Annotated in this window: 22 protein-coding genes; 12 read left to right on the plus strand and 10 right to left on the minus strand. The window is 70.8% G+C overall.

Going from position 1 to position 19,909, the window contains the following annotated elements; all coding sequences use genetic code 11:
• Window positions 1-161: 161 nt before the first annotated feature.
• Window positions 162-1,874, minus strand: coding sequence for an AMP-binding protein (locus CDO52_RS08400; RefSeq protein ID WP_017617353.1), 1,713 nt, complete (start codon window positions 1,872-1,874; stop codon window positions 162-164).
• A 238-nt stretch (window positions 1,875-2,112) separates the two neighbouring features.
• Here CDO52_RS08400 and pip point away from each other — a divergent pair, with 238 nt between their 5' ends.
• Together pip and CDO52_RS08410 are read left to right on the plus strand one after the other, a co-directional pair.
• Entirely contained in the window at window positions 2,113-3,072 is a 960-nt protein-coding gene (pip, locus tag CDO52_RS08405; RefSeq protein ID WP_017617354.1) for a prolyl aminopeptidase, read from the plus strand.
• Window positions 3,073-3,191: 119 nt separating this feature from the next.
• Entirely contained in the window at window positions 3,192-3,383 is a 192-nt protein-coding gene (locus CDO52_RS08410) for a ferredoxin (RefSeq protein ID WP_026125531.1), read from the plus strand.
• On the opposite strand, the gene CDO52_RS08415 is transcribed toward CDO52_RS08410, so the two are convergent.
• Both CDO52_RS08415 and CDO52_RS08420 read right to left on the minus strand, forming a co-directional pair.
• The gene (locus tag CDO52_RS08415; protein WP_026125532.1) at window positions 3,367-4,587 is read right to left on the minus strand and encodes an NAD(P)/FAD-dependent oxidoreductase; all 1,221 of its coding nucleotides are present in this window, start codon (window positions 4,585-4,587) and stop codon (window positions 3,367-3,369) included. The two genes, CDO52_RS08410 and CDO52_RS08415, sit on opposite strands and share 17 nt — an antisense overlap.
• A gap of 125 nt (window positions 4,588-4,712) precedes the next feature.
• Entirely contained in the window at window positions 4,713-5,681 is a 969-nt protein-coding gene (locus tag CDO52_RS08420) for an asparaginase (RefSeq protein ID WP_017617357.1), read from the minus strand.
• A gap of 227 nt (window positions 5,682-5,908) precedes the next feature.
• Between CDO52_RS08420 and CDO52_RS08425 the strand changes: the two genes are divergently transcribed.
• Entirely contained in the window at window positions 5,909-6,847 is a 939-nt protein-coding gene (locus CDO52_RS08425; protein WP_094932296.1) for a 3'-5' exonuclease, read from the plus strand.
• A gap of 35 nt (window positions 6,848-6,882) precedes the next feature.
• Here CDO52_RS08425 and CDO52_RS08430 read toward each other — a convergent pair whose 3' ends face one another.
• The 3 genes from CDO52_RS08430 to CDO52_RS08440 form a co-directional block, all read right to left on the minus strand.
• Entirely contained in the window at window positions 6,883-7,158 is a 276-nt protein-coding gene (locus CDO52_RS08430; protein ID WP_017617359.1) for a hypothetical protein, read from the minus strand.
• A 141-nt stretch (window positions 7,159-7,299) separates the two neighbouring features.
• Window positions 7,300-7,956: a TetR/AcrR family transcriptional regulator gene (locus CDO52_RS08435; protein ID WP_017617360.1), complete on the minus strand. Its 657-nt coding sequence runs from the start codon at window positions 7,954-7,956 to the stop codon at window positions 7,300-7,302.
• A gap of 19 nt (window positions 7,957-7,975) precedes the next feature.
• Window positions 7,976-8,698, minus strand: a complete 723-nt coding sequence (locus CDO52_RS08440) for a biliverdin-producing heme oxygenase (RefSeq protein WP_017617361.1) — start codon at window positions 8,696-8,698, stop codon at window positions 7,976-7,978.
• 455 nt (window positions 8,699-9,153) lie between these two features.
• On the opposite strand from CDO52_RS08440, the gene CDO52_RS08445 reads away from it, so the two are divergent.
• The 5 genes from CDO52_RS08445 to CDO52_RS08465 all read left to right on the plus strand — a co-directional run bounded on the left by CDO52_RS08445 (window position 9,154) and on the right by CDO52_RS08465 (window position 14,060).
• Window positions 9,154-10,359 (plus strand): PP2C family protein-serine/threonine phosphatase, encoded by a 1,206-nt coding sequence (locus CDO52_RS08445; RefSeq protein ID WP_193373647.1) that lies wholly within the window; start codon window positions 9,154-9,156, stop codon window positions 10,357-10,359.
• A 5-nt stretch (window positions 10,360-10,364) separates the two neighbouring features.
• Entirely contained in the window at window positions 10,365-12,026 is a 1,662-nt protein-coding gene (locus CDO52_RS08450) for a HAMP domain-containing histidine kinase (protein WP_017617363.1), read from the plus strand.
• 37 nt (window positions 12,027-12,063) lie between these two features.
• Window positions 12,064-12,477 (plus strand): response regulator, encoded by a 414-nt coding sequence (locus tag CDO52_RS08455; RefSeq protein WP_017617364.1) that lies wholly within the window; start codon window positions 12,064-12,066, stop codon window positions 12,475-12,477.
• Window positions 12,478-12,607: 130 nt separating this feature from the next.
• On the plus strand, window positions 12,608-13,177 hold the full coding sequence (locus tag CDO52_RS08460; protein WP_051060652.1) for a low molecular weight protein-tyrosine-phosphatase: 570 nt from the start codon (window positions 12,608-12,610) through the stop codon (window positions 13,175-13,177).
• 7 nt (window positions 13,178-13,184) lie between these two features.
• A complete protein-coding gene (locus tag CDO52_RS08465; RefSeq protein ID WP_017617366.1) occupies window positions 13,185-14,060 on the plus strand; it encodes a fructosamine kinase family protein in 876 nt (291 codons plus the stop codon).
• A 90-nt stretch (window positions 14,061-14,150) separates the two neighbouring features.
• Here the strand turns inward: CDO52_RS08465 and CDO52_RS08470 are convergent, their stop codons facing one another.
• The 3 genes from CDO52_RS08470 to CDO52_RS08480 form a co-directional block, all read right to left on the minus strand.
• A complete protein-coding gene (locus CDO52_RS08470; protein WP_017617367.1) occupies window positions 14,151-14,750 on the minus strand; it encodes a hypothetical protein in 600 nt (199 codons plus the stop codon).
• A gap of 9 nt (window positions 14,751-14,759) precedes the next feature.
• Window positions 14,760-15,095, minus strand: coding sequence for a hypothetical protein (locus tag CDO52_RS08475; RefSeq protein ID WP_232524416.1), 336 nt, complete (start codon window positions 15,093-15,095; stop codon window positions 14,760-14,762).
• Window positions 15,096-15,206: 111 nt separating this feature from the next.
• A complete protein-coding gene (locus CDO52_RS08480) occupies window positions 15,207-15,554 on the minus strand; it encodes a hypothetical protein (protein ID WP_017617369.1) in 348 nt (115 codons plus the stop codon).
• Between the two features lie 375 nt (window positions 15,555-15,929).
• Between CDO52_RS08480 and CDO52_RS08485 the strand changes: the two genes are divergently transcribed.
• Together CDO52_RS08485 and CDO52_RS08490 are read left to right on the plus strand one after the other, a co-directional pair.
• Complete coding sequence (locus tag CDO52_RS08485; RefSeq protein ID WP_157745494.1) at window positions 15,930-16,715, plus strand: hypothetical protein; 786 nt, start codon at window positions 15,930-15,932, stop codon at window positions 16,713-16,715.
• A gap of 157 nt (window positions 16,716-16,872) precedes the next feature.
• Window positions 16,873-17,283, plus strand: a complete 411-nt coding sequence (locus tag CDO52_RS08490) for a hypothetical protein (RefSeq protein WP_017617371.1) — start codon at window positions 16,873-16,875, stop codon at window positions 17,281-17,283.
• Between the two features lie 106 nt (window positions 17,284-17,389).
• Here CDO52_RS08490 and CDO52_RS08495 read toward each other — a convergent pair whose 3' ends face one another.
• Window positions 17,390-17,764 carry an SHOCT domain-containing protein gene (locus CDO52_RS08495; protein ID WP_017617372.1) on the minus strand — a complete coding sequence of 125 codons (375 nt, stop codon included), beginning with the start codon at window positions 17,762-17,764 and terminating at the stop codon, window positions 17,390-17,392.
• 362 nt (window positions 17,765-18,126) lie between these two features.
• On the opposite strand from CDO52_RS08495, the gene CDO52_RS08500 reads away from it, so the two are divergent.
• Both CDO52_RS08500 and CDO52_RS08505 read left to right on the plus strand, forming a co-directional pair.
• On the plus strand, window positions 18,127-19,254 hold the full coding sequence (locus CDO52_RS08500; RefSeq protein WP_017617373.1) for a sensor histidine kinase: 1,128 nt from the start codon (window positions 18,127-18,129) through the stop codon (window positions 19,252-19,254).
• Entirely contained in the window at window positions 19,251-19,907 is a 657-nt protein-coding gene (locus CDO52_RS08505) for a response regulator transcription factor (RefSeq protein WP_017617374.1), read from the plus strand. The genes CDO52_RS08500 and CDO52_RS08505 overlap by 4 nt, the downstream gene beginning before the upstream one ends.
• Window positions 19,908-19,909 lie beyond the last annotated feature (2 nt).

Below are 19,909 nucleotides of genomic sequence, written 5' to 3' on the forward strand. Positions count from 1 at the left end.
ACGCTACGGAACTGTCGAGACTTCCGATGGCCCTCGATTGTGGTGCGGGTCATCGGTGCTGATCACGGGGGACAGGAATGCGCCCGCCCGGCCCGTCCGGGCGCGCGTGTCGCCCCCCGCCGGCCGCCGTCGGCCTCGTCGGTGCTGTCCTTGCTCATTGCTCATTCTGTCTCGTCCTTGAGCCCCGGGAAGTCCTCTTCCCAGTACTCGTGCTCGTTGCGGGAGCCGCTGTCGGCGCTGCGCCTCTCCTCGGCCGCGCGCAGCTGCACCCGCCGGATCTTGCCGGAGACCGTCTTGGGCAGCTCGGCGAACTCCAGGCGCCGCACCCGCTTGAAGGGGGAGAGGTTCTGCCGCGCGTAGCGGAGGATGTCGCGCGCGGTCTCGGGGTCCGGCGCTCTGCCCTCCACGAGGGCGACATACGCCTTGGGCACGGCCAGCCGCACCGGGTCGGGGGAGGGCACGACGGCGGCCTCGGCCACGGCCTCGTGTTCGATGAGCACGCTCTCCAGCTCGAAGGGGGAGATGCGGTAGTCGGAGGCCTTGAAGACGTCGTCGCCCCGCCCGATGTAGGTGATGTAGCCGCCGGCGTCGCGGTGGGCGACATCCCCGGTGTGGTAGCGCCCGTCGCGCATCACCTGCTTGGTGCGCTCGTCGTTGTCGCGGTACCCGGCCATCAGCCCGACCGGGTCGTCGGCCATGTCGAGGCAGATCTCGCCCTGGTCGCCGACCTCCCCGGTGACCGGGTCCTCCAGCGCGATGGTGAACCCCGGCATGGGGCGGCCCATGGACCCGGGCCGGATCTCCTGGCCGGGGCCGTTGCCGATCTGCAGGGTCGTCTCCGTCTGCCCGAACCCGTCGCGCACCGTCAGCCCCCAGGCGCGCCGCACCTGCTCGATGACCTCGGGGTTGAGCGGTTCACCCGCCGCCACCACCTCCCGGATGGGCACGTTCCACGCGCCCAGGTCGGCCTGGATGAGCATCCGCCACACCGTGGGCGGCGCGCAGAACGTGTCGACGCCGCAGCGCGCGATCTGGCTGAGCAGGTAGGCGGCGTTGAACTTGGACTGGTTTACCACCAGCACCGTGGCCTGGGCGTTCCACGGCGCGAAGATACTGCTGTAGGCGTGCTTGGCCCAGCCCGGCGAGGAGATGTTCAGGTGTACGTCGCCGGGGCGGATCCCCACCCAGAACATGGTCGACAGGTGCCCCACCGGATAGGACAGGTGGGTGTGCAGCACCAGCTTGGGCTGGGAGGTGGTCCCCGACGTGAAGTACAGCAGCAGCGGGTCGTCGGCGGAGGTGGGGCCGTCTGGCGCGAAGTCCAGCCCGGCGTGCTGGGCGTCGGTGTAGTCGAGCCACCCCTCCATGATCCCGACCGCGATGCGGGTCCAGTGGCCGCCGAGCCCCTCGAACTTGGGGGTGTCCGCGGCGCTGGCGATGACATGGGCGACTCCGCCCCGCTCGATGCGGTCGGCGAGGTCGGCCGTGGAGAGCAGCGTGGTCGCCGGGACGATGACCGCGCCGAGCCGCATCGCGGCCAGGGTCGCCTCCCACAGCTCCACCTGGTTGCCGAGCATGATCAGGATGCGGTCGCCGCGGCGCACGCCCTGGGCGTGCAGCCAGTTGGCCACCTGGCCGGAGCGCTGCGCGAGCTCGGCGTAGGTCTGCTTCGTCTCGGTGCCGTCCTCCTCGACGATCCACAGCGCGAGTCGGTCGGGGTGCTCCGCGGCCGCGACGTCGAAGTGGTCCAGCGCCCAGTTGAAGTGATCGGGCCGTGGCCAGCGGAACTCGCGGTGGGCCAGGGCCTGGTCCTCGCGGTGGTCGAGCAGGAAGTCGCGGGCGGAGCGGAACTCGCGGGTGGCCGGACTGGACATGGGCGGACCTCCACGTCGTCATTGTGACTCTGGTCACCATACCCGGGCGAATGACCCACGCCCGAGCCGACCCGCTCAAGATCAACGCGAGATGGAATCCTGTCTAGGATTGGAGCGATGGCCGCCGGTGCCGCGCGTCGTCGCCTCCCTTCGACCGCTCGCCGGCCGTGCCCGGTCCCCTGCTCTTGAGGTTCTGTCACACACGACCGTCCACGTGTATACGGAAGGTGCATGCCCGATGCGCACGCTGTACCCGCCGATCGATCCCTACGACACCGGCATGCTCGATGTCGGTGACGGGAACCGGATCTACTGGGAGCTCTGCGGGAACCCCACGGGTAAGCCCGTGGTGTTCCTGCACGGCGGCCCCGGCGGCGGGTGCGGGCCGGCGCACCGGCGCCTCTTCGACCCGGAGAAGTACCGCATCCTCCTGTTCGACCAGCGCAACTGCGGCCGCAGCACGCCGCACGCCAGCGGCATGGACGTCGACCTCAAGGCCAACACCACCCAGGCGCTGGTCAAGGACATGGAGCGGCTGCGCCGCATGATCGGCGTGGAGAAGTGGCAGGTCTTCGGCGGCTCCTGGGGCAGCGCGCTCGCGCTGGCCTACGCCGAGGAGCACCCGCACCGGGTCAGCGAGCTGATCCTTCGGGGCATCTTCACCCTGCGCAACGACGAACTGCGCTGGTTCTACCAGGAGGGCGCCTCCCACCTCTTCCCGGAGCTGTGGGAGACCTACCTGGAGCAGATCCCCGAGGACGAGCGCGACGACCTCATCGGCGCCTACGCCAAGCGGCTCAACTCGACCGACCCGGAGGTGCGGCTGGCCGCGGCGCGCGCCTGGAGCATGTGGGAGGGCTCCACGGTCACCCTGGTGCCCGACCCCGACATCCGCGCCCAGCACGCCGACCCCGACTACGCGCTGGCGTTCGCCCGGATCGAGAACCACTACTTCGTGCACGGCGGCTTCTTCACCCCGGACCAGCTGATCGACAACGCCAAGCGGCTGCGCGACATCCCCGGCGTCATCGTCCAGGGCCGCTACGACGTGTGCACCCCCGCCCGCACCGCTTACGACCTGCACAAGGCCTGGCCCGAGGCGGAGTTCACGATCGTGGACGACGCCGGACACGCCTTCAGCGAGCCCGGCATCCTGCACCACCTCATCGAGGCGACCGACCGGTTCGCCGACGCCTAGCAGCGGGTCGGGGATCGTCGGACGGACACGACCCGACAAATAGGGGTGGGCGGGGCGCGATCACCCGCATGGTGCGCGACTAAGCTCGGAGGAAAACGCGAGTGAGTGAGGAGCGCCACATGCGGGTGAAGGTGGACTTCGATCGTTGCGAGAGCAACGCGGTCTGCATGGGCATCCTGCCCGAGGTGTTCGAGGTTCGCGACGACGACTTCCTCTACATCCTGCAGGAGGAGCCGCCCGAGGAACTCCGCGACAAAGTGGAGGAATGCGTACGGATGTGTCCCAAACAGGCCATCAGCGTCGAGGACTGAACCCGGCCGCCGCCAGGGCGTCGTCCCACGCCGTCGGCTTCTCCAGGAGCGCGCGGTAGCGCATGGTCTTCGGTGTGGAGCGCAGGCCCAGGACGCCGATGAGTTGTCCGGACCGTCCGAGGAACGCCACGAACTTGCGGTCCTCGGGCGATCCGTGCACGAACTCCACGGTGTCGGCCGGTGCGGCCTGGCCGAGCAGCTGGATTTTCATCCCGTACTGGTCGGACCAGAAATAGGGCACCGGGGTGTAGTCGCGCCGGTCGGTACCGCTCTCCCCGGCGAGCAGGTTGTGCGCTGCGACGACCGCCTGCTCCCCGGCGTTGGTCCAGTGCTCCAGGCGGACCCGGCCGCCGTAGCGCGGGTGCGGCCAGTTCGCCAGGTCCCCGACCGCGTACACGTCCGGCACGGTCGTCGCGACCTGGGCGTCGCACAGCACCGCGCCGCCCTCGTCCAGCTTGACCCCCGACCCCGCCAGCCACTCGGTGTTCAGCTCCACCCCGAGCCCGGCCACGACCAGCGACGCCTCGATCGCGCTGCCGTCGGCCAGCAGCACCCGCTCTACGCGGCCCTCGCCCTCGAACCCGGTGACGCCGACGCCCAGCCGCACGTCCACCCCGCTGTCGCGGTGCAGGTCGGTCAGGACCGTGCCGATGCGCGGGTCGACGACCCGGGTCAGCGGCGTGGGCTCCGCCTCGACCAGCGTCACTTCCCAACCGCACGCCCGAGCGCTGGCCGCGACCTCGGATCCGATGAACCCGGCGCCGACGACCACGACGTGCCCGCCAGGTTCGGTGAATGCGGCGCGCACCGCCTCGGCGTCCTCGAGCGAGCGCAGCGTGTGCACGCCCGCCAGGTCGGTGCGGGGACGGCGGGCGCGCGCCCCCGTCGCGATGACGAGGCCGTCGTAGTCCACCCGGGCGCCGTCGTCGAGCAGGACCGCCTTCTCGTCGGTGAGCAGCCGCTCGGCGCGGCGCCCGAGCCGCAGGTCCAGGCCGAGCGCGTCGATCGCGGCGTCCTCGCGCAGGGGGAGGCTTTTCGGCGTGCCCTTGCCGGTGAGGACCTCCTTGGACAGCGGGGGCCGGGAGTAGGGGCGGTGGGGTTCGTCGCCGATCAGCGTGACCGTGCCGTCGAACCCGGCGTCGCGCAGTGCCTCCGCCGTGTGCAGTCCGGCCATGCCCGCTCCGACGATGACGATGTCGCGCATGCGGTGCGTTCCGCCCTTTCCCTCGTGCACTGACCCGTGCCTCCGGGGCCGTCCCGTTGAGGCCTCGTGAATGCTCAACGAGCGGTGCACCGGGGGGATTCCCGCGCGGCGGGCGCGAACGGACCCTACTCGGCGATCGGCCGGATCTCGCCCACCGGCTCCCCGCCGCCGAGAACGGGGGCGGACAGCATGTCCTCCACCGGGGTGATGTCGACACCGAGCGCGCGCAGCGCGGTCAGACCCACCATGGTGCGCGAGCGCGCCTTCGGGTCGCCGTCGCTCATCTTCACCGCGACGGTCTCGCCGGTGGGCGCGGCCACGACGATGACGCCCTCGGCGCCGATCTTGGAGATCACTCCCGGCATGCGGCGCATCAGCGTGGTGTCGTCGCGACCCTCACCGGCCACGTACTCCGGGAAGTCGCGCATCGCCCGCACGACCGCGGCCTCGTGGCTGTCCTCGGGAGACCGGACCATCGCCTGGATCCCCCGGGCCAGGCCGATCAGGGAGACGGCCAGCTGCGGCGCTCCGCAGCCGTCGACCGCGGTGTGGGCGATCGGCTCGCCGCACTTCTCCTCCAGGGTCGCGCGGACCATCCGCTGCAGGGGGTGGTCGGGGGCGAGGTAGGTCGCGGTGTCCCAGCCCTGCGCGACGCAGGCGCCGAGCATGGCGGCGTGCTTGCCGGAGCAGTTCATGTGCAGGCGGGTCGGCTCGCCGCCGGCGATCGTCAGCTCCCTGCGGGCCTGCGGCCCCAGCGGCCAGTCGGTGGGGCAGCCCAGCGCGTCGGGCGTCAGGCCGGACTCGGCGAGCATCTTCTCCGCGAGGGTGGTGTGGATCTGCTCACCGTTGTGGCTCCCGGCGGCGATCGCGATCTGCGCGCCGGCGATCGGGGCCCCGGCACGCAGGGACGCCAGCGCCTGGAACGGCTTGGCGGAGGAACGCGGGAACATGGGAGCCTGGATGTCACCGCGCGCGTAGGCGACCTCACCGGAGGCCGTGAGCCCGACGACCGTGCCGAAGTGCACACCCTCGCGCAGCCCGGACCGAACGATCTCGGCGAGCGGGGCGTAGACGGACTGCTGCGTTGCGGGCATGGGGTCTCCTGGCGCCGGTGGGATGCGTAGGGGTGCCGACACGGTGGTGCTCGGGTCCTACATCGGATGATGTGGCGGGGTGCCGGCCATGAGGATAAACGCGCACACAGGCCACTCTCATCCCGCGGGTGCCGTAAGGTCGGTCCCTGACCTGATCGACACGACACCGGCGGGCAATCCGGGTCGCAGCCCAACAGGTCGGAACCACCGAGACGAGCAGACAGGGGATGGTCGACGTGCCCGACGAAGGCCGCGCCGGTTCGCGGGCATTCCGCAGGGGCGCCCTCACCCGGAGCCGGTCGGCGGGCCGCTGCGCCAAGGAGCTCGACTACGCCGTGGTCGACGTGGAGACCACCGGCCTCGACCCGGACCAGGGCGCGCGGGTCTGCGAGATCGCGGTGGTGCGGATGCGCGGCGACGGCACGGTGACACGCGAGCTCAACACGCTCGTCAACCCTGGAGTTCCGGTCACCGGCCAGGAGTTCCACAGCATCGGGGCGAGCGACGTCATCGGCGCGCCGCAGGCCGCCGACCTCGTCGGCATCCTCGCCGAGCTGTTCTCCGGGGCCGTGGTCGTCGGACACAAACTCGACTTCGAGGGGGCGTTCCTGGCCGCCGAGTTCGTCCCGGCCGGGCTCCCCGCCGACCTGCCGGGTCTATGCACCCTGCGTACCCTGCGCTCGCAGGTCGACCTGGACCGCTACGCCCTGCCGCGGGCCAGCCACACCCTCACCGGCCACTGGCCCAGCGGACAGCACACGGCGCTCGGCGACGCCCGTGCCTGCGCCCAGCTGCTGGCCGAGCTGCTGTACAACGCGCCCGGTGAACTCCGCTACGTCGGCCCCGACCCCAAGCGGCTGACCGGGGCAGAGAGCGGAGAAACAGTCCGGCTCAAACCGCGCACGCCGGTGGCGCGCGGTCTGCGGCTGTCCGCGGTCCGCGAGGGCGCGGCCCGGCCTCTGGCGCCGTGGCCGAGCCGCTGGCGGCCGCTGGAGTTCGACCCCGCCCTGTGCGGGGGCAGGTTCGGCGCGGTCGAACGAGGGCTGGCCACGCAGGACGCGCGGCGCCGTGCGGTGACCCGGGACGCGCTGGCGGCCTCGGCCGCGTTGGCGGGCGTGGCGGCGTCGACGGCCGCCGCCCGGATGCTGCTGCGCCGCTTGGGCTGAGTCGGCCGGGGCCGGTCAGGCGGTCGGCCGGTCCCTCACGACCCCGACAGGGCGAGGAAGAAGGCCGCGATCAGCACGCTGCCGCCCACCGTGGTGAGGACGGCGCGACCGGTCTCGGTGAGGCGGGCGGGAACGAACGCCAGACGCGGACCCCGCTGCGTGGCGCGGGGGCGGTGCGGGGGTGCGGCCACACGGCCGTTCCGTTCGGCCGCGCGCGGTGTGCCGGGGGTGGCGGGCACCAGCCGCGGAACACGGTTGAACATAGCGATGCAGACCAGGGCGGCACCGGCCAGGATGAGCACGAGGGACACGTCTCGGCGGCCTTTGCGGGACGAGGGGTGGACACCAACGGTGGCCGATTCTCCCGCACTGCGCGGCCGGTGGGGAGAGGCGGGTTCGGATGCCGCCGGTTACGGCCGTGCCTCAATGACACTGGGTGGTCACGGAGCGCACTATTCTTCACGCTCGGTAGTGGCCCGTGGGGTTGCCGACACGTAGCGCTGCACCTTGTCCTCGGTGACGCCGAGCGCCCGCAGGGTGAACGCCGAGACCAGGACATGCGCCTCGGCGATGCTGACCTCGCCGCGCACCAGCGGCACGCGCTGTGCGCCGATCATCGTCAGCACCAGCCGCGCGGTGGCCTCCACGGGGAAGTCCGCGAACTCCCCGGCCTCGACTCCATCGCGCAGGATCTGCACGAGCAGCCGCTGCATGGGCGCGACGTGGTCGGCCAGCGCCTGGTAGGCGTCGGGGCCCAGGCTGGCCCCCAGCTCGGCGGCGGCCGGGTGCGGGTGCTCGGCGATCCCCTCCAGCTGGAAGCGGACGAACGCGGAGAGCCGCTCGGCCGCCGAGGCGTCGCTGGGCAGCTCCTGGCTGTAGCGGTCGACGAAGCCGTGGGTGACCTGCTCGGTGAAGGCGAGCAGCAGCGCCGCCTTGTCCGGGAAGTAGTTGTACAGGGCCGTGCGCGTGATGCCCGCTTCTGCTGCGACGTCGGTCATGGAGATGCCGTCGATCCCCTGGGTGCGCGTGAGGGTGGCCACCGCCTCCAGGATGCGCTCGCGGGTCTGGGCGCGGTGGGCGGCGATCGTCGGAGCGGAGATCTTGGGCATGGCCCTATGGTGACATGACTCAGGCCGCCGCCCCAGGGGCGTGATCGCGGCCGAGGTCGGCGAGGACCTCCACGTTGAGCTGGTAGGCCAGCTGGGTCTCGCGCACGATCCGGCGCCGGGCCGCCTCGTCCAGGTCGAGGGCGTCCAGTCGGGACCGGTAGGTGTCCTTGAACCGGGGCAGGCTCGTCAGCTCGTCGAAGACATAGAACGACACGCCCGCCGCGTCGGTGAGGCCGTAACTGCGCATCGCGATCTTGCGGATGAACTGGCCGCCGGAGAGGTCGCCGATGTAGCGCGTGTAGTGGTGGGCGACGTAGCCGCCCGGTTCGTCGGCCATCTGCTCGATGCGCGCCACATACGTGCGCGTGGGCGCGGAGGGGGCGATGCGGTCGCGCCAGTCGGGCCCGTAGAGCTCGGCGAGGTCCCGCCGCAGCGCCGGGACGCGGAAGAGCTGGGGGAACACCACGCGCCCGGCGATGGGGTCGTCGGCCAGGGCGCGGCCGACCTCCTCCAGCGCCACGTAGGCGAAGTAGTGCTGGGCGACCATCGCGGCGTACCCGTCCCGGGAGAGCGTGCCGTCCAGGAGCGCCTGGGTGAACCCGTGCTCCTCGGCCGTCGTGTGGTGCGCCCAGGTCGCGGCCTTCAGCTCGGCGGAGAAGGGCGCTGAGGAGGATGAGGAATCTGGGGATCCGGGGGACTCGGGGGTCGGTTCCGTCGCCGCCGCGCGCTGATGACTCTCCACGCCTGCTCCCTCTGTCTGTCCGGATCTGGACGGTTTATGACATGATGTCAGCAAGATATGGCCTGCTGTCAAGTCGTTGGTGACACTGTGTCGAAAAACCCGAGTGGGATGATGCCCAGTTCGATGGAGCGGTGAGGCCGGTATCCTGGCGTTGCACCAGGGTGCAGTGTGCGCTAGCCCGGCCGGTCAGAGCGTTGGATGGCTCTCGTGCAATCCCGCTAGCGACGAAAAGGGCCGGGCGATTATCGTTTGACTGCCGCAAAGGATCATCGGGCCTCGCTGAGCCGGCGGTCACCGTCTCGGAGAGTCATGGGGCCGATGCCCCGCGATCCCGGTCCGGGGGGTGGGAGGGATCCCCAAAGTCCGGGTGGAGCACGACGATGGTGCCGGGGGAAGACCGGTCGACGTAGAGGCGATGTGTGGATACAAGGAAAACAGGACACGAGCCCGTGACCATGGTAGATCCCGATTCCGCGGGGCCGGCGGGGACCGGCCGCGCATCGGCCGCCGTCGAATCGGTCGACATCCTGTTGATCGAGGACGACGCGCAGGACGCGTTCCTGGTCGAAGAGCTGCTCGCCGACACCGCGCTGGACGCCCGTATCACCTGGGTCGACACACTCGGTAAGGCACGTGAGCACCTCGACGACTTCCGCGGTTGTGTGCTCCTCGACCTCAACCTGCCCGACGCCGGCGGCATGGACCTGCTGCGCGAGGTGCTCACCACGGCCGACTCAGCGGCCGTCGTGGTTCTCACCGGCCTCAACGACGAACACGAAGGCATCGCCGCCGTCGCGGCCGGTGCCCAGGACTACCTGGTCAAGGGCCAGGTCGACGGCTCCCTCCTGGCGCGCAGCCTGCGCTACTCCGTCGAGCGCCAGCGCGCCGACGAGAACGCCCGCCAGCTGCGCGAGGCCGAACTCCACGCGCGCGAGAACATGCGGCTGGAGCGCGGCCTGCTGCCCCAGGTGCTGCTGGACGACTCCCCGCTGAGCCACCGCTCCTTCTACCGCCCCGGCCGCAAGCGCGCCCTGGTCGGCGGCGACTTCTTCGACGCCGTGCAGAAGGACGGCACCACGCACGCCATCATCGGCGACGTCAGCGGGCACGGCCCCGACGAGGCCGCGCTCGGCGTGAGCCTGCGCATCGCCTGGCGCGCCCTGGTCATGGGCGGCGTCGCCGAGGACACCGTCCTGCCCGCGCTGGAGGAGATCCTGGCCAGCGAGCGCGCCCAGGACGAGATGTACGCCACGCTGTGCCAGGTCAGCCTGGACGTGCGCAGCGAGAAGGCGCGGATCCGCCTGTTCGGCCATCCGCCGCCGCTGGTCATCAAGGACGGCGTGGTCGAGGAGGTCCCGGCCGTGCCCCGGCCGCCGATGGGCGTGTTCCCCGACGCCGACATCGACGTCGAGGAATTCCCGTTCCCGCAGGGCGCCACGCTCATGCTCTACACCGACGGCCTGGTCGACGCCTACGACGGCGCCCCGCCCGCGCGCCTGGAGGTCCAGGGCCTGTCCCGCATCCTCGACGGCGTCCTGAAGAGCGGCTGCTCCATCATGGACCTGCCCGAGCACCTTGTGGACGAGGCCGAACGCCACAACGGCGGCCCGCTCCAGGACGACGTCGCCATGATGCTCCTCACCCACGGGGCCGAGAGGTGAGCCCGATGGAACCGCCCCTCGGAGGTAGCGGGGGGCCGTGGTCGCTGCGCCGTCGCGTCACCGTCCTGCTGGCGACCGTCGCCGTGGTGCTGGTCGCCTCCGTGTCGACGATCGTCTTCGCCGCGTTCAACGCCCGCGAATCGCTGAACCGGCAGGTGGACCAGCTCACCCCCGCCCAGACCGCCGTCCAGCAGACCATGTCCGCCTACCTCAACCAGGACAACGGGATCCGCGGGTACGCGCTCACCGGCGAGATCGAGTTCCTCGCCCCCTACGAGCAGGGCAAGCAGTCGATCACCGAGAGCAAGCCCGTCCTGGACCAGATCGCCGCCGACGACAGCGACATCGGCTCCGACATCACCGAGCTGCTGGAGGCCGGCGACGCCTGGACCACGGACTTCGCCGACCCCACCCTGGAAAAGGTCCACCAGGGCAAGGAGGTCAGTGCCGAGGACTACCGGCTGGGCCGGGAGCGCTTCGACGAACTGCGCGCGGCCGGAACCAAGGCCCAGACCCGCATCGACCAGGAGCTCGACCAGGCCCGCGACGGCCTCACCCTCGCCACCCAGCAGGTCGTGGCGCTGCTGATGCTCGTCGGCTTCGTCGTCGTGGTGATGTCGGTCTTCCTGTGGGTGATGCTGCAGCACTGGGTGCTGCGTCCCTTGGACGAGCTCGCCGGACACCTCTCCCAGGTGTCGGAGGGGTACTACGCGCACCGCGTCGCCCTGCACGGGCCGCCCGAGATCGAACGCGTCGGCCGCGACGTCGACGCCATGCGCGAGCGCATCGTCAGCGACCTGCACGAGGTCGGCGCCGCCCGGCGCCAGCTCCAGGAGCAGTCGGACCTGCTGGAGCGCCAGACCGAGGAGCTGCGCCGGTCCAACCTGGAGCTGGAGCAGTTCGCCTACGTCGCCTCCCACGACCTGCAGGAGCCGCTGCGCAAGGTCGCCAGCTTCTGCCAGCTGCTGCAGCGCCGCTACCGCGGCCAGCTCGACGAGCGCGCGGACTCCTACATCGACTTCGCGGTCGAGGGCGCCAAGCGCATGCAGACCCTGATCAACGACCTGCTCGCGTTCTCCCGGGTCGGACGGACCAAGAACTTCACCCAGGTGGACCTCAACGTCGCGCTCGAAGACGCGCTGAGCAGCCTGGAAACCCGGCTGGACGAGGCCGGGGCGGTCGTCACCGGCGACGACATGCCCACCGTCGAGGGCGACAAGACCCTGCTCACCCAGGTCTTCTTCAACCTCGTCGGCAACGCGGTGAAGTTCCGCGGCGAGGACTCGCCGCGCGTGTACGTGAGCTGTGAGCAGCGCGAGGACGAGTGGGTCTTCTGCTGCTCCGACAACGGCATCGGCATCGAACCGCAGTACGCCGAGCGGATCTTCGTCATCTTCCAGCGCCTGCACACCCGCGACAAATACGGCGGAACCGGTATCGGTCTCGCCATGTGCAAGAAGATCATCGAGTTCCACGGCGGGCGTATCTGGCTCGACACGGATTCGGACTACACGGGGACCCGCATATGCTGGTCGCTGCCTGTCGAGGAGGGGGGCACGGAGGAGACCGAGCCGTCGCACCCCGCCGCGACCGAGCTCTCCAGCCACGACGAGGCGGGAGACGACACCACTCCCCGCGACCATGGGGACCGTTCCGAAAAGGTCTGAGACGTTGAGCGAGGTCACTTTGGTGCAACCCATAGAGGTGCTGCTGGTCGAGGACGACCCCGGTGACGTCCTGATGACCAAGGAGGCCTTCGAAGAGCACAAGGTGGGCAACCGTCTCCATGTGGTCTCCGACGGCGTCGAGGCGCTGCGGTTCCTGCGCCGCGACGGGGAGTACGCCGACGCGCCCCGTCCGCACCTGATCCTGCTCGACCTCAACCTGCCCCGCAAGGACGGCCGCGAGGTGCTGGAGGAGGTCAAGAAGGACGAGGCGCTGGCGCACATCCCGATCGTGGTGCTGACCACGTCGGAGGCCGAGGAGGACATCCTGCGCAGCTACCGGCTGCACGCCAACGCCTATGTGGCCAAGCCCGTCGACTTCGACCAGTTCATCCAGGTCGTGCGGCAGATCGACGACTTCTTCGTGACCGTGGTACGGCTGCCCAAGGGGTGAGCCGCCCGGCAGGCCGGCCGCGAATTCGCGTCCCACGACCGGTCGTCGGGCCCGTCGATGTCGGCCCGATGTCCGCGCGCGGGAGCGTACGTCCCGTTCAGGGGGTCGATCCTCCGTTACGGTAATGACCATGAGCTTGCCGGAACCTCGTGACCCCGCCGGGCCCTACCGGATCTGCATCGTGTGCCTGGGCAACATCTGCCGGTCCCCGATGGCGGCGAAGGTCCTGACGGCCGACCTGGAACGCGCCGGGATCGCCGATCTCGTGCAGGTCGACAGCGCCGGGACCGGGAGCTGGCACATCGGATCCGGTATGGACTCCCGTGCCGCGTCGACGCTCCGCGTCCACGGCTACCTCACCGAGCACGTCGCGCGGAAGTTCGACCCCGCCTGGTTCACAGAGCGGGACCTCATCCTGGTGATGGACCTGGACAACCTCGACGACGTGCTCCGGCTCGTCCCGGACCGCGCCGAGGCCGGCGAGCGCGTCCTGCTGTTCCGCTCCTTCGCCCCCGGCGGTGGCCCCAACCCCGAGATCCCCGACCCCTACTACGGCGGCGACGACGGTTTCAGCACCGTGTTGAGCATGGTGGAGGCGGCGGCCAAGGGGCTGACCGGCGAACTGGTCGCCCTTTTCGGTCCCCGCACCGGCTACGAGCACGGTCGGGACGACAGGCGGGACACCCCCGGTGCGTTCTGAGGAGCGCGTGGCGCCGCCCGTCGCCGACCGTGTCGCCGAGCTGACCGGCCGCGCGGTCGCCGCGCTGGCGCCGCTGGGATCGAGCCACGCCTGGGAGCTGTACCGTGCCGAACTCGCCGACGGCGCCGACGTCTTCGTCAAGGCGCTGCCGGACGGCACGCCCGACGGGGAGTTCGCCGGGCTGTTCGCCACCGAGGCGTGGGGCCTGGAGTGGCTGGGCGGGTCGTTCGGCTCCCCGGTGCCCGAGGTCCTCGGCGCCGACGAGCGCACGCTCGTGCTCTCCTGGGTGTCGGAGCGGCCCCCGACCCCCGAGGCCGCCGAGCGCTTCGGCCACCAGCTCGCCGGCATGCACGCGACACCGGCCGAGCACTTCGGGGCGCCGCGCGACGGCTACATCGGCCCACTGCCGCTCGACAACACCCCGCGCGACTCCTGGCCGGAGTTCTACGCCGAACAGCGGCTGCTGCCCTACCTCGCCCGCGCCACCGACCGGGGCGTGCTGACACCGGCCGACGTGCGCGTCATCGAGCGGGCCATCGACGCCATCGGCGACCTGCCGGGTGCCCCCGAACCGCCCGCGCGCATCCACGGCGACCTGTGGAGCGGCAACGTGATCTGGCAGGACGACGGCGCGGTGATCGTCGACCCCGCCGCCCACGGGGGCCACCGCGAGGCCGACCTCGCCATGCTCGCGCTGTTCGGCCTGCCCTACCTGGACCGGGTGCGCGACGGCTACAACGAGGCGTTCCCCCTGGCCGCCGGGTGGCGTGGACGGATCGCGCTGCACCAGCTGCACCCGCTGCTGGTCCACGCGTGCCTGTTCGGCGCCGCCTACCGGATCACCGCGCTCAACGCCGCCCAAGCCGTTCTGGGCGAGGTGTGAGCGGCCTGAAAGGGGCGCAGTGGTCGGCGGGCCAGCCGCCACCGACGGGCGGCGTTGGCCGTCCGGAGCACCTGCGGCGGCGTCCCGTCCTCACCAGCTCACCAGCACCGTGGTGTCCGGGTACAGCTCGCCGGCGCCCGCGACGACGCAGTCGGTGACGGTCTCCTCATCGTCGGGTTCCGCGGCAGCGACGAGGGCCGCTAGGTCCTTCTCGTCACCCGTCGTGGTGATTCCGGCATCCGACATGCACTCGCGGGCGTAGGACATGAGGTCGTCGGCCATGCGGGGTTCGTGGTCCTCGGAATACCGATTCTCCACTTTCTCCAGGTGCGCGGTGAAGCAGGCGTCGCCGATATCCGCGACCGCGTCGTCGGGAATCCCCTTGCCGTCGAACCAGAGATCCATTCTCAGCTGATCGACGGGATCCCACCCGTTGTTGTCGAGATCGATTCCTCGCGTGCGCAGACATTTCTCCAGGCGCTTCACCGCGGCGGCGTAGTCGTTCTCGTCGACCGTCCCTCCCGCCAGCAGCGCCTCCTGCTCGGCGATTCCGGCGTCGATCTCCGCCGCGCCCGGCGCGTCTGAGGACGCGGGAGCAGCGGCACCGCCGTCGGACGTGGGGAGCTGCGGGCCGCAGGCCGCCGCCGCGACGGCCAGGAGCGCGGCGGAGATGGTCGGTCGGGGGCGCATTCCACCGCCCTAGTAGTGCCGGATGCGATAGACCTTGCCGTTGCCCCAGCCCTTGTGGAAGCTGGTGCTGAGCCGGCCGGGCTTCGTCGAGATCTTCTTGAAGCCGGGAGCGTGGTGCCAGCGGCTGAGCGCACCGTCTCTCCGCTGCAACCGGACCCAGGCGTGGCCCAGACAGCCGCCGCGCGTCTTCTGCGTGGACGCGTAGGTATGGTCGCTCCTGCCCACATAGGTGCAGGTCCCGCGACGCATCGTGACCCAGTCCGTATGGGGTGGCGGGGCGGGGGCCATCGCGGTGGCCAGGGCCAGGGAGACCGTGATCGCGGCGAATCGCGCAATGGCGGTCATACGTTCCTTCACCTCCTCCAACCGTGCGCGGCCGGCGGGCCGCGGAGGCGCGACTCTCCCTCGGCGGCCGATCCGCGGCCTGCCGGTACCGCGCACAGCGCGCCTACCGGCTCAGCGGTGGTGGATCCGGTAGACCTTCCCCTTGCGCCATGTCTTGTGCATGCTCTTCTTGAGCTGGCCCTTGGTCGTGCGGATCTTCTTGAAGTTCTTGGCGTGCCGCCATGGGCTGTAGTAGCCGTTCTTCTTCTGCAGGCGGACCCAGGCGTGCCCCTTGCACTTGCCCCGCACCTTCTGCGTCCACGCGCTCGTGTGGTTGCTGCCGCCGATGTAGGTACAGCTTGCGCGGTTCATCGTGACCGACGCCCGGTGGGCCGATGCCGCGGGGGCGGTCGCGGTGAACAGGCCACCGACCAGCACGGCGGAGACCGCAGCAGCGCCGATTCTTCGTATGACCGTCATTCTTCTGCTCCGTCCAGGAATGATTTTCCTTTCTGCCCCGTTGTCGACCGACCCTTGCTGATATCGCGGGCGCGCACAAGGCGGTTTTCGTGTCCCAGTGTGGCCAGCGGTCGTCATTTCAATCGATGACAGCGGAAACTCTGTGCACACATGGAAATGCGGTGATCCACTTCTGCCCAATATCCCGATCCGGCACTCGGGGGCTTTCTGTCCGCTGCTTCGGGCATCACTGTGCGTAGCTGGGGCCCTGGGGTGATCGAGAAGTTATGGAGATCCTCTAAAGTCGGGGTCGTGACTTGGCCAGGAAACCCCCAGAACGGCAATTACGGCTACCCTCAGCAGCAGGGTGCGCCGGCACCACGTCACTCGGGCGGAATGAGCCCCCTCATGCTGGCCCTGCTGGCCATGGTCATGGTCGTGGCGGTGGCCATCGCGGTCGTGGTCGTGTGGAACACGCTGCGCGAGTCCCCCCAGATCGCCGCGCCGGAGCCGTCGCCCAGCGCCACGGCGCAGGAGGTCGACGACGAACCCTCCGCGGAGCCGTCGGAACCATCGGAGTCCCCCGACGAACCGGAGGAGCTGATCAACTCCGGGTGGCGGACCGTCAAGTCCGACAAATGGGGCTTCACCTACGAGGTGCCGCCGTCGGACGACGACTGGGCGGCCAAGGGCGACGGCTTCATCGTGGGACAGGGCGAGGACGAGAACGGCACGCCCGAGATCGCGATGAGCGGGGTCGCCATCTACAAGGACCAGCCCTGCGACGGCTGGGGCGACCGCGCGGTCACCGGGGCCCAGGGCATCACCGAGACCCAGGACACCGCCGCGATGGCCAAGGGTGTGGCCACGAAGTGGGCCGAACTCAGCTTCACGACCGACGCCGGTGCGGCCACCACGTCGGTGCGCACGGTCGAGGCGTTCTCCAACAACGGGCTGAAGGGGCACCGCGCGATCGTCGACGCCAAGCTGAAGAAGCCCAAGGCGGGCTGCCAGCCGCCCACCGCCGAGGTGCACACCGTGGTCGTCCCTAACCCCGACGAGGAGAACGCGGTCCGCGCCTTCACCATCGTCGCCGACACCGGCCTGCCCGACGCGGAGGACACGGACGTCCTGGAGAAGATCCTGAACAGCCTGCGCGACGAGGACTACGAGGTCGAATAGGAGGCCGGTGAGGGGGATGTGCGACCCTCCCGTCGCGAGTAGGGTAAGGACCTCCGGTGCGGCCCCACAGGGCGCATCGTGCCCGGGTTCCTCCGCGGTGACAAGGGCCCGGCGCCCGAGGGTGAGCCGAGCCGGACTCACTCGGAAGGAGCCTCCGATGCAGGACGAGCTGCCGACCCGGCTCTCCCTGACCCTGCCCGGCCCGTTCGCCACCTGGATGGCCACGACGGCGGTGGCCACCACCCGCGACGCGAACCCCTTCCACCAGGCGGCACAGGACGCGCTGGCCGCCGCCCAGACCGACGCCACCGGCCAGACCGTCGTCACCGGCACCGTCGACGCCATCTGCGTGATCGCCGATCACGCCTACAACCTGCTGCACAACCCCGCCATCGCTGGGGACCTCGGCGACGCCGCCATCACCGTGGTCAACCGCTTCCATGCCGCGATGGCGCCGTTCACCGGCAAGGAGGGGTTCTGCGTCGACTGCGGCGGCACGGGACGCACCCGGTCGGGCACCACCTGCCCCATCTGCAAGGGCACCGGGCGGCTGCCCACGGGCTGGTAGCTCGCCCAACCGGAGGAGCACCGGCCACACCAACGACACACGTGGGGGCGGCCGTTCCACGGCCGCCCACCAGGATTCCTCATCTCCCGTCATCGGTCCGCACGCATCACCGCTTGCCGTTCCTACCGTTCTTGCCGTCGCCATCCGTCGTGTCGGTGCCGGGAGTCCAGTTGAGCACGCTGGCGCGCTCCATGAACTCCTCGACGGTGAGGTCGCCCCGCGCGAACCGGTCGGCGAGTGTGCGCTTGGCGTCGGTCTCCGGCGGCTCCGGCGCGGAGCGGGCCCACGGCGGACGTCCGCCTCCCCGGCGCGCCATGAACAGGAAGGCGGCGAGGGCGAGCAGGAAGAGCAGGAAAAACACGGCGGCTCCGATCGCTGGGAAGAACGGGGGCGGTCCACCGCCCCAGTGCGGCATATTCGGCATCTCCCGGACGGCCGCCGCGAGGCCCGCGACGGCTCCGGCGCTCAATGTGGTGTTCATGTGTCCCAGACTCCGCCACGCCGCCTACACGTGTCATCGGCCCAGCTGCGGCTTCACGCGTACGCGCCCGGCCGTACCCGCCGTACGCCCTGCGCACGACGCCGTAGCGGGGGTGCCCGTCTAGTGTCGGAAGGGTGAGTGAACAGGTTGCGCCCGTCGACCCGCGGGTGACGCACCGGGGTGTTGCCTTAGACGTGCTCCTTGGGGTCGTCATCGGCGTCCTCGCGCTGGGCGCGGCCCACTGGCAGATGGCCGGTCCCCCGGAGAGGATGATGGGGCCCTCCGGAATGGACGGGCCCCCGTGGCCATCGGGTCCGCCCTGGGGGCCAGGCAGGCCGGGTGGGCCAGGGGCCTGGCAGGGCATGGAGTTCACGCCCCTCGCGCCGATCGCCTACCTGTGCGCGGCCGTGGTCGCGGGGAGCGTGATGGTGCGCCGGTTCCGGCCGCGCATCGGATTCGCCGCGGCGACGCTCGGGTCGACCGCTTTCATCGCACTGGGACCCGGCTACGGGCCGATCGTGCTCGGGCCCGCCGTTCTGCTGTTCACCCTCGCCTCCCGGCTCCCGCCGCGCCGCTGGGTCTGGTGGACGCCGCTGCTCATCCCGGTCTTCCTCGCCGGGCAGCTCGACCGTCCCTACCTCGGCCTGCTCAGCCTCGACACCCTGGTGCGGCTCGTCCCGGCGGTGGCCGTGGCGACGGCCATCGCCGCCATCGGCGTCGTCTTCCGCTCCCGCTGGGTGAGCAGTCGCCTGCAGCGGGAGGAGGAGGTGCGCCGGTCCGTCTACGAGGAGCGGCTGCGCATCGCCCAGGAGGTGCACGACGTCGTCGGGCACAGCCTCTCGGTCATCAACATGCAGGCCGGAGTGGCCCTGCACGTCCTGAACAAGCGCCCCGACCAGATTCAGCCCTCCCTGGAGGCGATCCGGCAGACCAGCAAGGACGCCCTGGAGGAGCTGCGCGGCACCCTCGCGGTCTTCCGCGACCCGCAGGACGTCCGCGAGCACGGCGCGCCCGTCGGCGACGCCGAGGACGCCGGGGAGACCGACCAGAGGCCCGGCCACACACCATCCTCTGGCCAGGGCCGCGAACCCCTTCCCGGCCTCGACCGCCTCGACGACCTCGTCGTCGGGATCGCCACGGCCGGGCGCACCGTCAACGTGCGCACCGAGGGCACACCGGCCGCGCTCCCGGCAGCGGTGGACCACGCGGCCTACCGCATCGTCCAGGAGGCGCTGACCAACGTCGTGCGACACGCGGGCCAGGCTGACGCCACCGTGCTGATCCGCTATGGTCCCACCGAGGTCGCCGTGGAGATCACGGACAACGGCTCGGGCGGGAGCACGGGAGATCCCGGCACCGGCAGCGGGATCGCCGGGATGCGGGAGCGCGCCCGTGCCGTCGGTGGCCGACTGACAGCGGGGCCGCGTCCCGAGGGCGGATTCGCCGCCCGCGCCGAGCTGCCGCTGGGGACAGGGCGGGGTGGGCAATGACGATCCGGGTGGCGGTGGCCGACGACCAGGCGCTCGTCCGCATGGGGCTGCGGGTGCTGATCGAGGCCGAGGACGACCTGGAGCCGGCCGGTGAGGCGGCCGACGGGCGCGAGGCGGTCGACCTGGTCCGCAGGGAGCGGCCGGACGTCGTCCTGATGGACGTGCGCATGCCGGTCATGGACGGCATCGCAGCGCTGCGCGAGATCGTGGCCGACGAGCGCCTGGCGGACACCCGCGTCATCGTGCTCACCACCTTCGAGCTGGACGAGTACGTCTTCGACGCGCTGCGGGCCGGGGCCTCCGGATTCCTGATCAAGGACAGCGACCCCGATGAGCTGCTGCGCGCGATCCGGCTGGCCGCGGCGGGGGAGTCGCTGCTGTCGCCGTCGGTCACCCGGCGGGTCATCTCGACCTTCGCCACGCGTGCCCCGGGCGACGATGGCGCGCGACGGGCGCTCAAGGAGCTCACCGAGCGCGAGCTGGAGGTGCTCGCGCTGGTGGGGGAGGGACTGTCGAACGCGGAGATCGCCGAGCGGCTCGTCGTCAGCCCGGCGACCGCGCGCACGCACGTGAGCCGTGCGATGGTCAAGCTGCACGCCAGGGACCGGGCGCAACTCGTCGTCATCGCCTACCGATCCGGCCTTGTCCGCTGACC

Origin of the sequence: Nocardiopsis gilva YIM 90087 (genome assembly GCF_002263495.1) — a bacterium.
Taxonomy (GTDB): Bacteria; Actinomycetota; Actinomycetes; order Streptosporangiales; family Streptosporangiaceae; genus Nocardiopsis_C; species Nocardiopsis_C gilva.

What these genes read in the sequence shown, in the direction of transcription:
- CDO52_RS08400 (WP_017617353.1), bottom strand. Translation starts at nt 1,874, where the DNA reads ATGTCCAGTCCGGCCACCCGCGAGTTCCGCTCCGCCCGCGACTTCCTG.
- pip (WP_017617354.1), top strand. Translation starts at nt 2,113, where the DNA reads ATGCGCACGCTGTACCCGCCGATCGATCCCTACGACACCGGCATGCTC.
- CDO52_RS08410 (WP_026125531.1), top strand. Translation starts at nt 3,192, where the DNA reads ATGCGGGTGAAGGTGGACTTCGATCGTTGCGAGAGCAACGCGGTCTGC.
- CDO52_RS08415 (WP_026125532.1), bottom strand. Translation starts at nt 4,587, where the DNA reads ATGCGCGACATCGTCATCGTCGGAGCGGGCATGGCCGGACTGCACACG.
- CDO52_RS08420 (WP_017617357.1), bottom strand. Translation starts at nt 5,681, where the DNA reads ATGCCCGCAACGCAGCAGTCCGTCTACGCCCCGCTCGCCGAGATCGTT.
- CDO52_RS08425 (WP_094932296.1), top strand. Translation starts at nt 5,909, where the DNA reads ATGGTCGACGTGCCCGACGAAGGCCGCGCCGGTTCGCGGGCATTCCGC.
- CDO52_RS08435 (WP_017617360.1), bottom strand. Translation starts at nt 7,956, where the DNA reads ATGCCCAAGATCTCCGCTCCGACGATCGCCGCCCACCGCGCCCAGACC.
- CDO52_RS08445 (WP_193373647.1), top strand. Translation starts at nt 9,154, where the DNA reads ATGGTAGATCCCGATTCCGCGGGGCCGGCGGGGACCGGCCGCGCATCG.
- CDO52_RS08450 (WP_017617363.1), top strand. Translation starts at nt 10,365, where the DNA reads ATGGAACCGCCCCTCGGAGGTAGCGGGGGGCCGTGGTCGCTGCGCCGT.
- CDO52_RS08460 (WP_051060652.1), top strand. Translation starts at nt 12,608, where the DNA reads ATGAGCTTGCCGGAACCTCGTGACCCCGCCGGGCCCTACCGGATCTGC.
- CDO52_RS08470 (WP_017617367.1), bottom strand. Translation starts at nt 14,750, where the DNA reads ATGCGCCCCCGACCGACCATCTCCGCCGCGCTCCTGGCCGTCGCGGCG.
- CDO52_RS08475 (WP_232524416.1), bottom strand. Translation starts at nt 15,095, where the DNA reads ATGACCGCCATTGCGCGATTCGCCGCGATCACGGTCTCCCTGGCCCTG.
- CDO52_RS08480 (WP_017617369.1), bottom strand. Translation starts at nt 15,554, where the DNA reads ATGACGGTCATACGAAGAATCGGCGCTGCTGCGGTCTCCGCCGTGCTG.
- CDO52_RS08485 (WP_157745494.1), top strand. Translation starts at nt 15,930, where the DNA reads ATGAGCCCCCTCATGCTGGCCCTGCTGGCCATGGTCATGGTCGTGGCG.
- CDO52_RS08490 (WP_017617371.1), top strand. Translation starts at nt 16,873, where the DNA reads ATGCAGGACGAGCTGCCGACCCGGCTCTCCCTGACCCTGCCCGGCCCG.
- CDO52_RS08495 (WP_017617372.1), bottom strand. Translation starts at nt 17,764, where the DNA reads ATGAACACCACATTGAGCGCCGGAGCCGTCGCGGGCCTCGCGGCGGCC.
- CDO52_RS08500 (WP_017617373.1), top strand. Translation starts at nt 18,127, where the DNA reads ATGGAGTTCACGCCCCTCGCGCCGATCGCCTACCTGTGCGCGGCCGTG.
- CDO52_RS08505 (WP_017617374.1), top strand. Translation starts at nt 19,251, where the DNA reads ATGACGATCCGGGTGGCGGTGGCCGACGACCAGGCGCTCGTCCGCATG.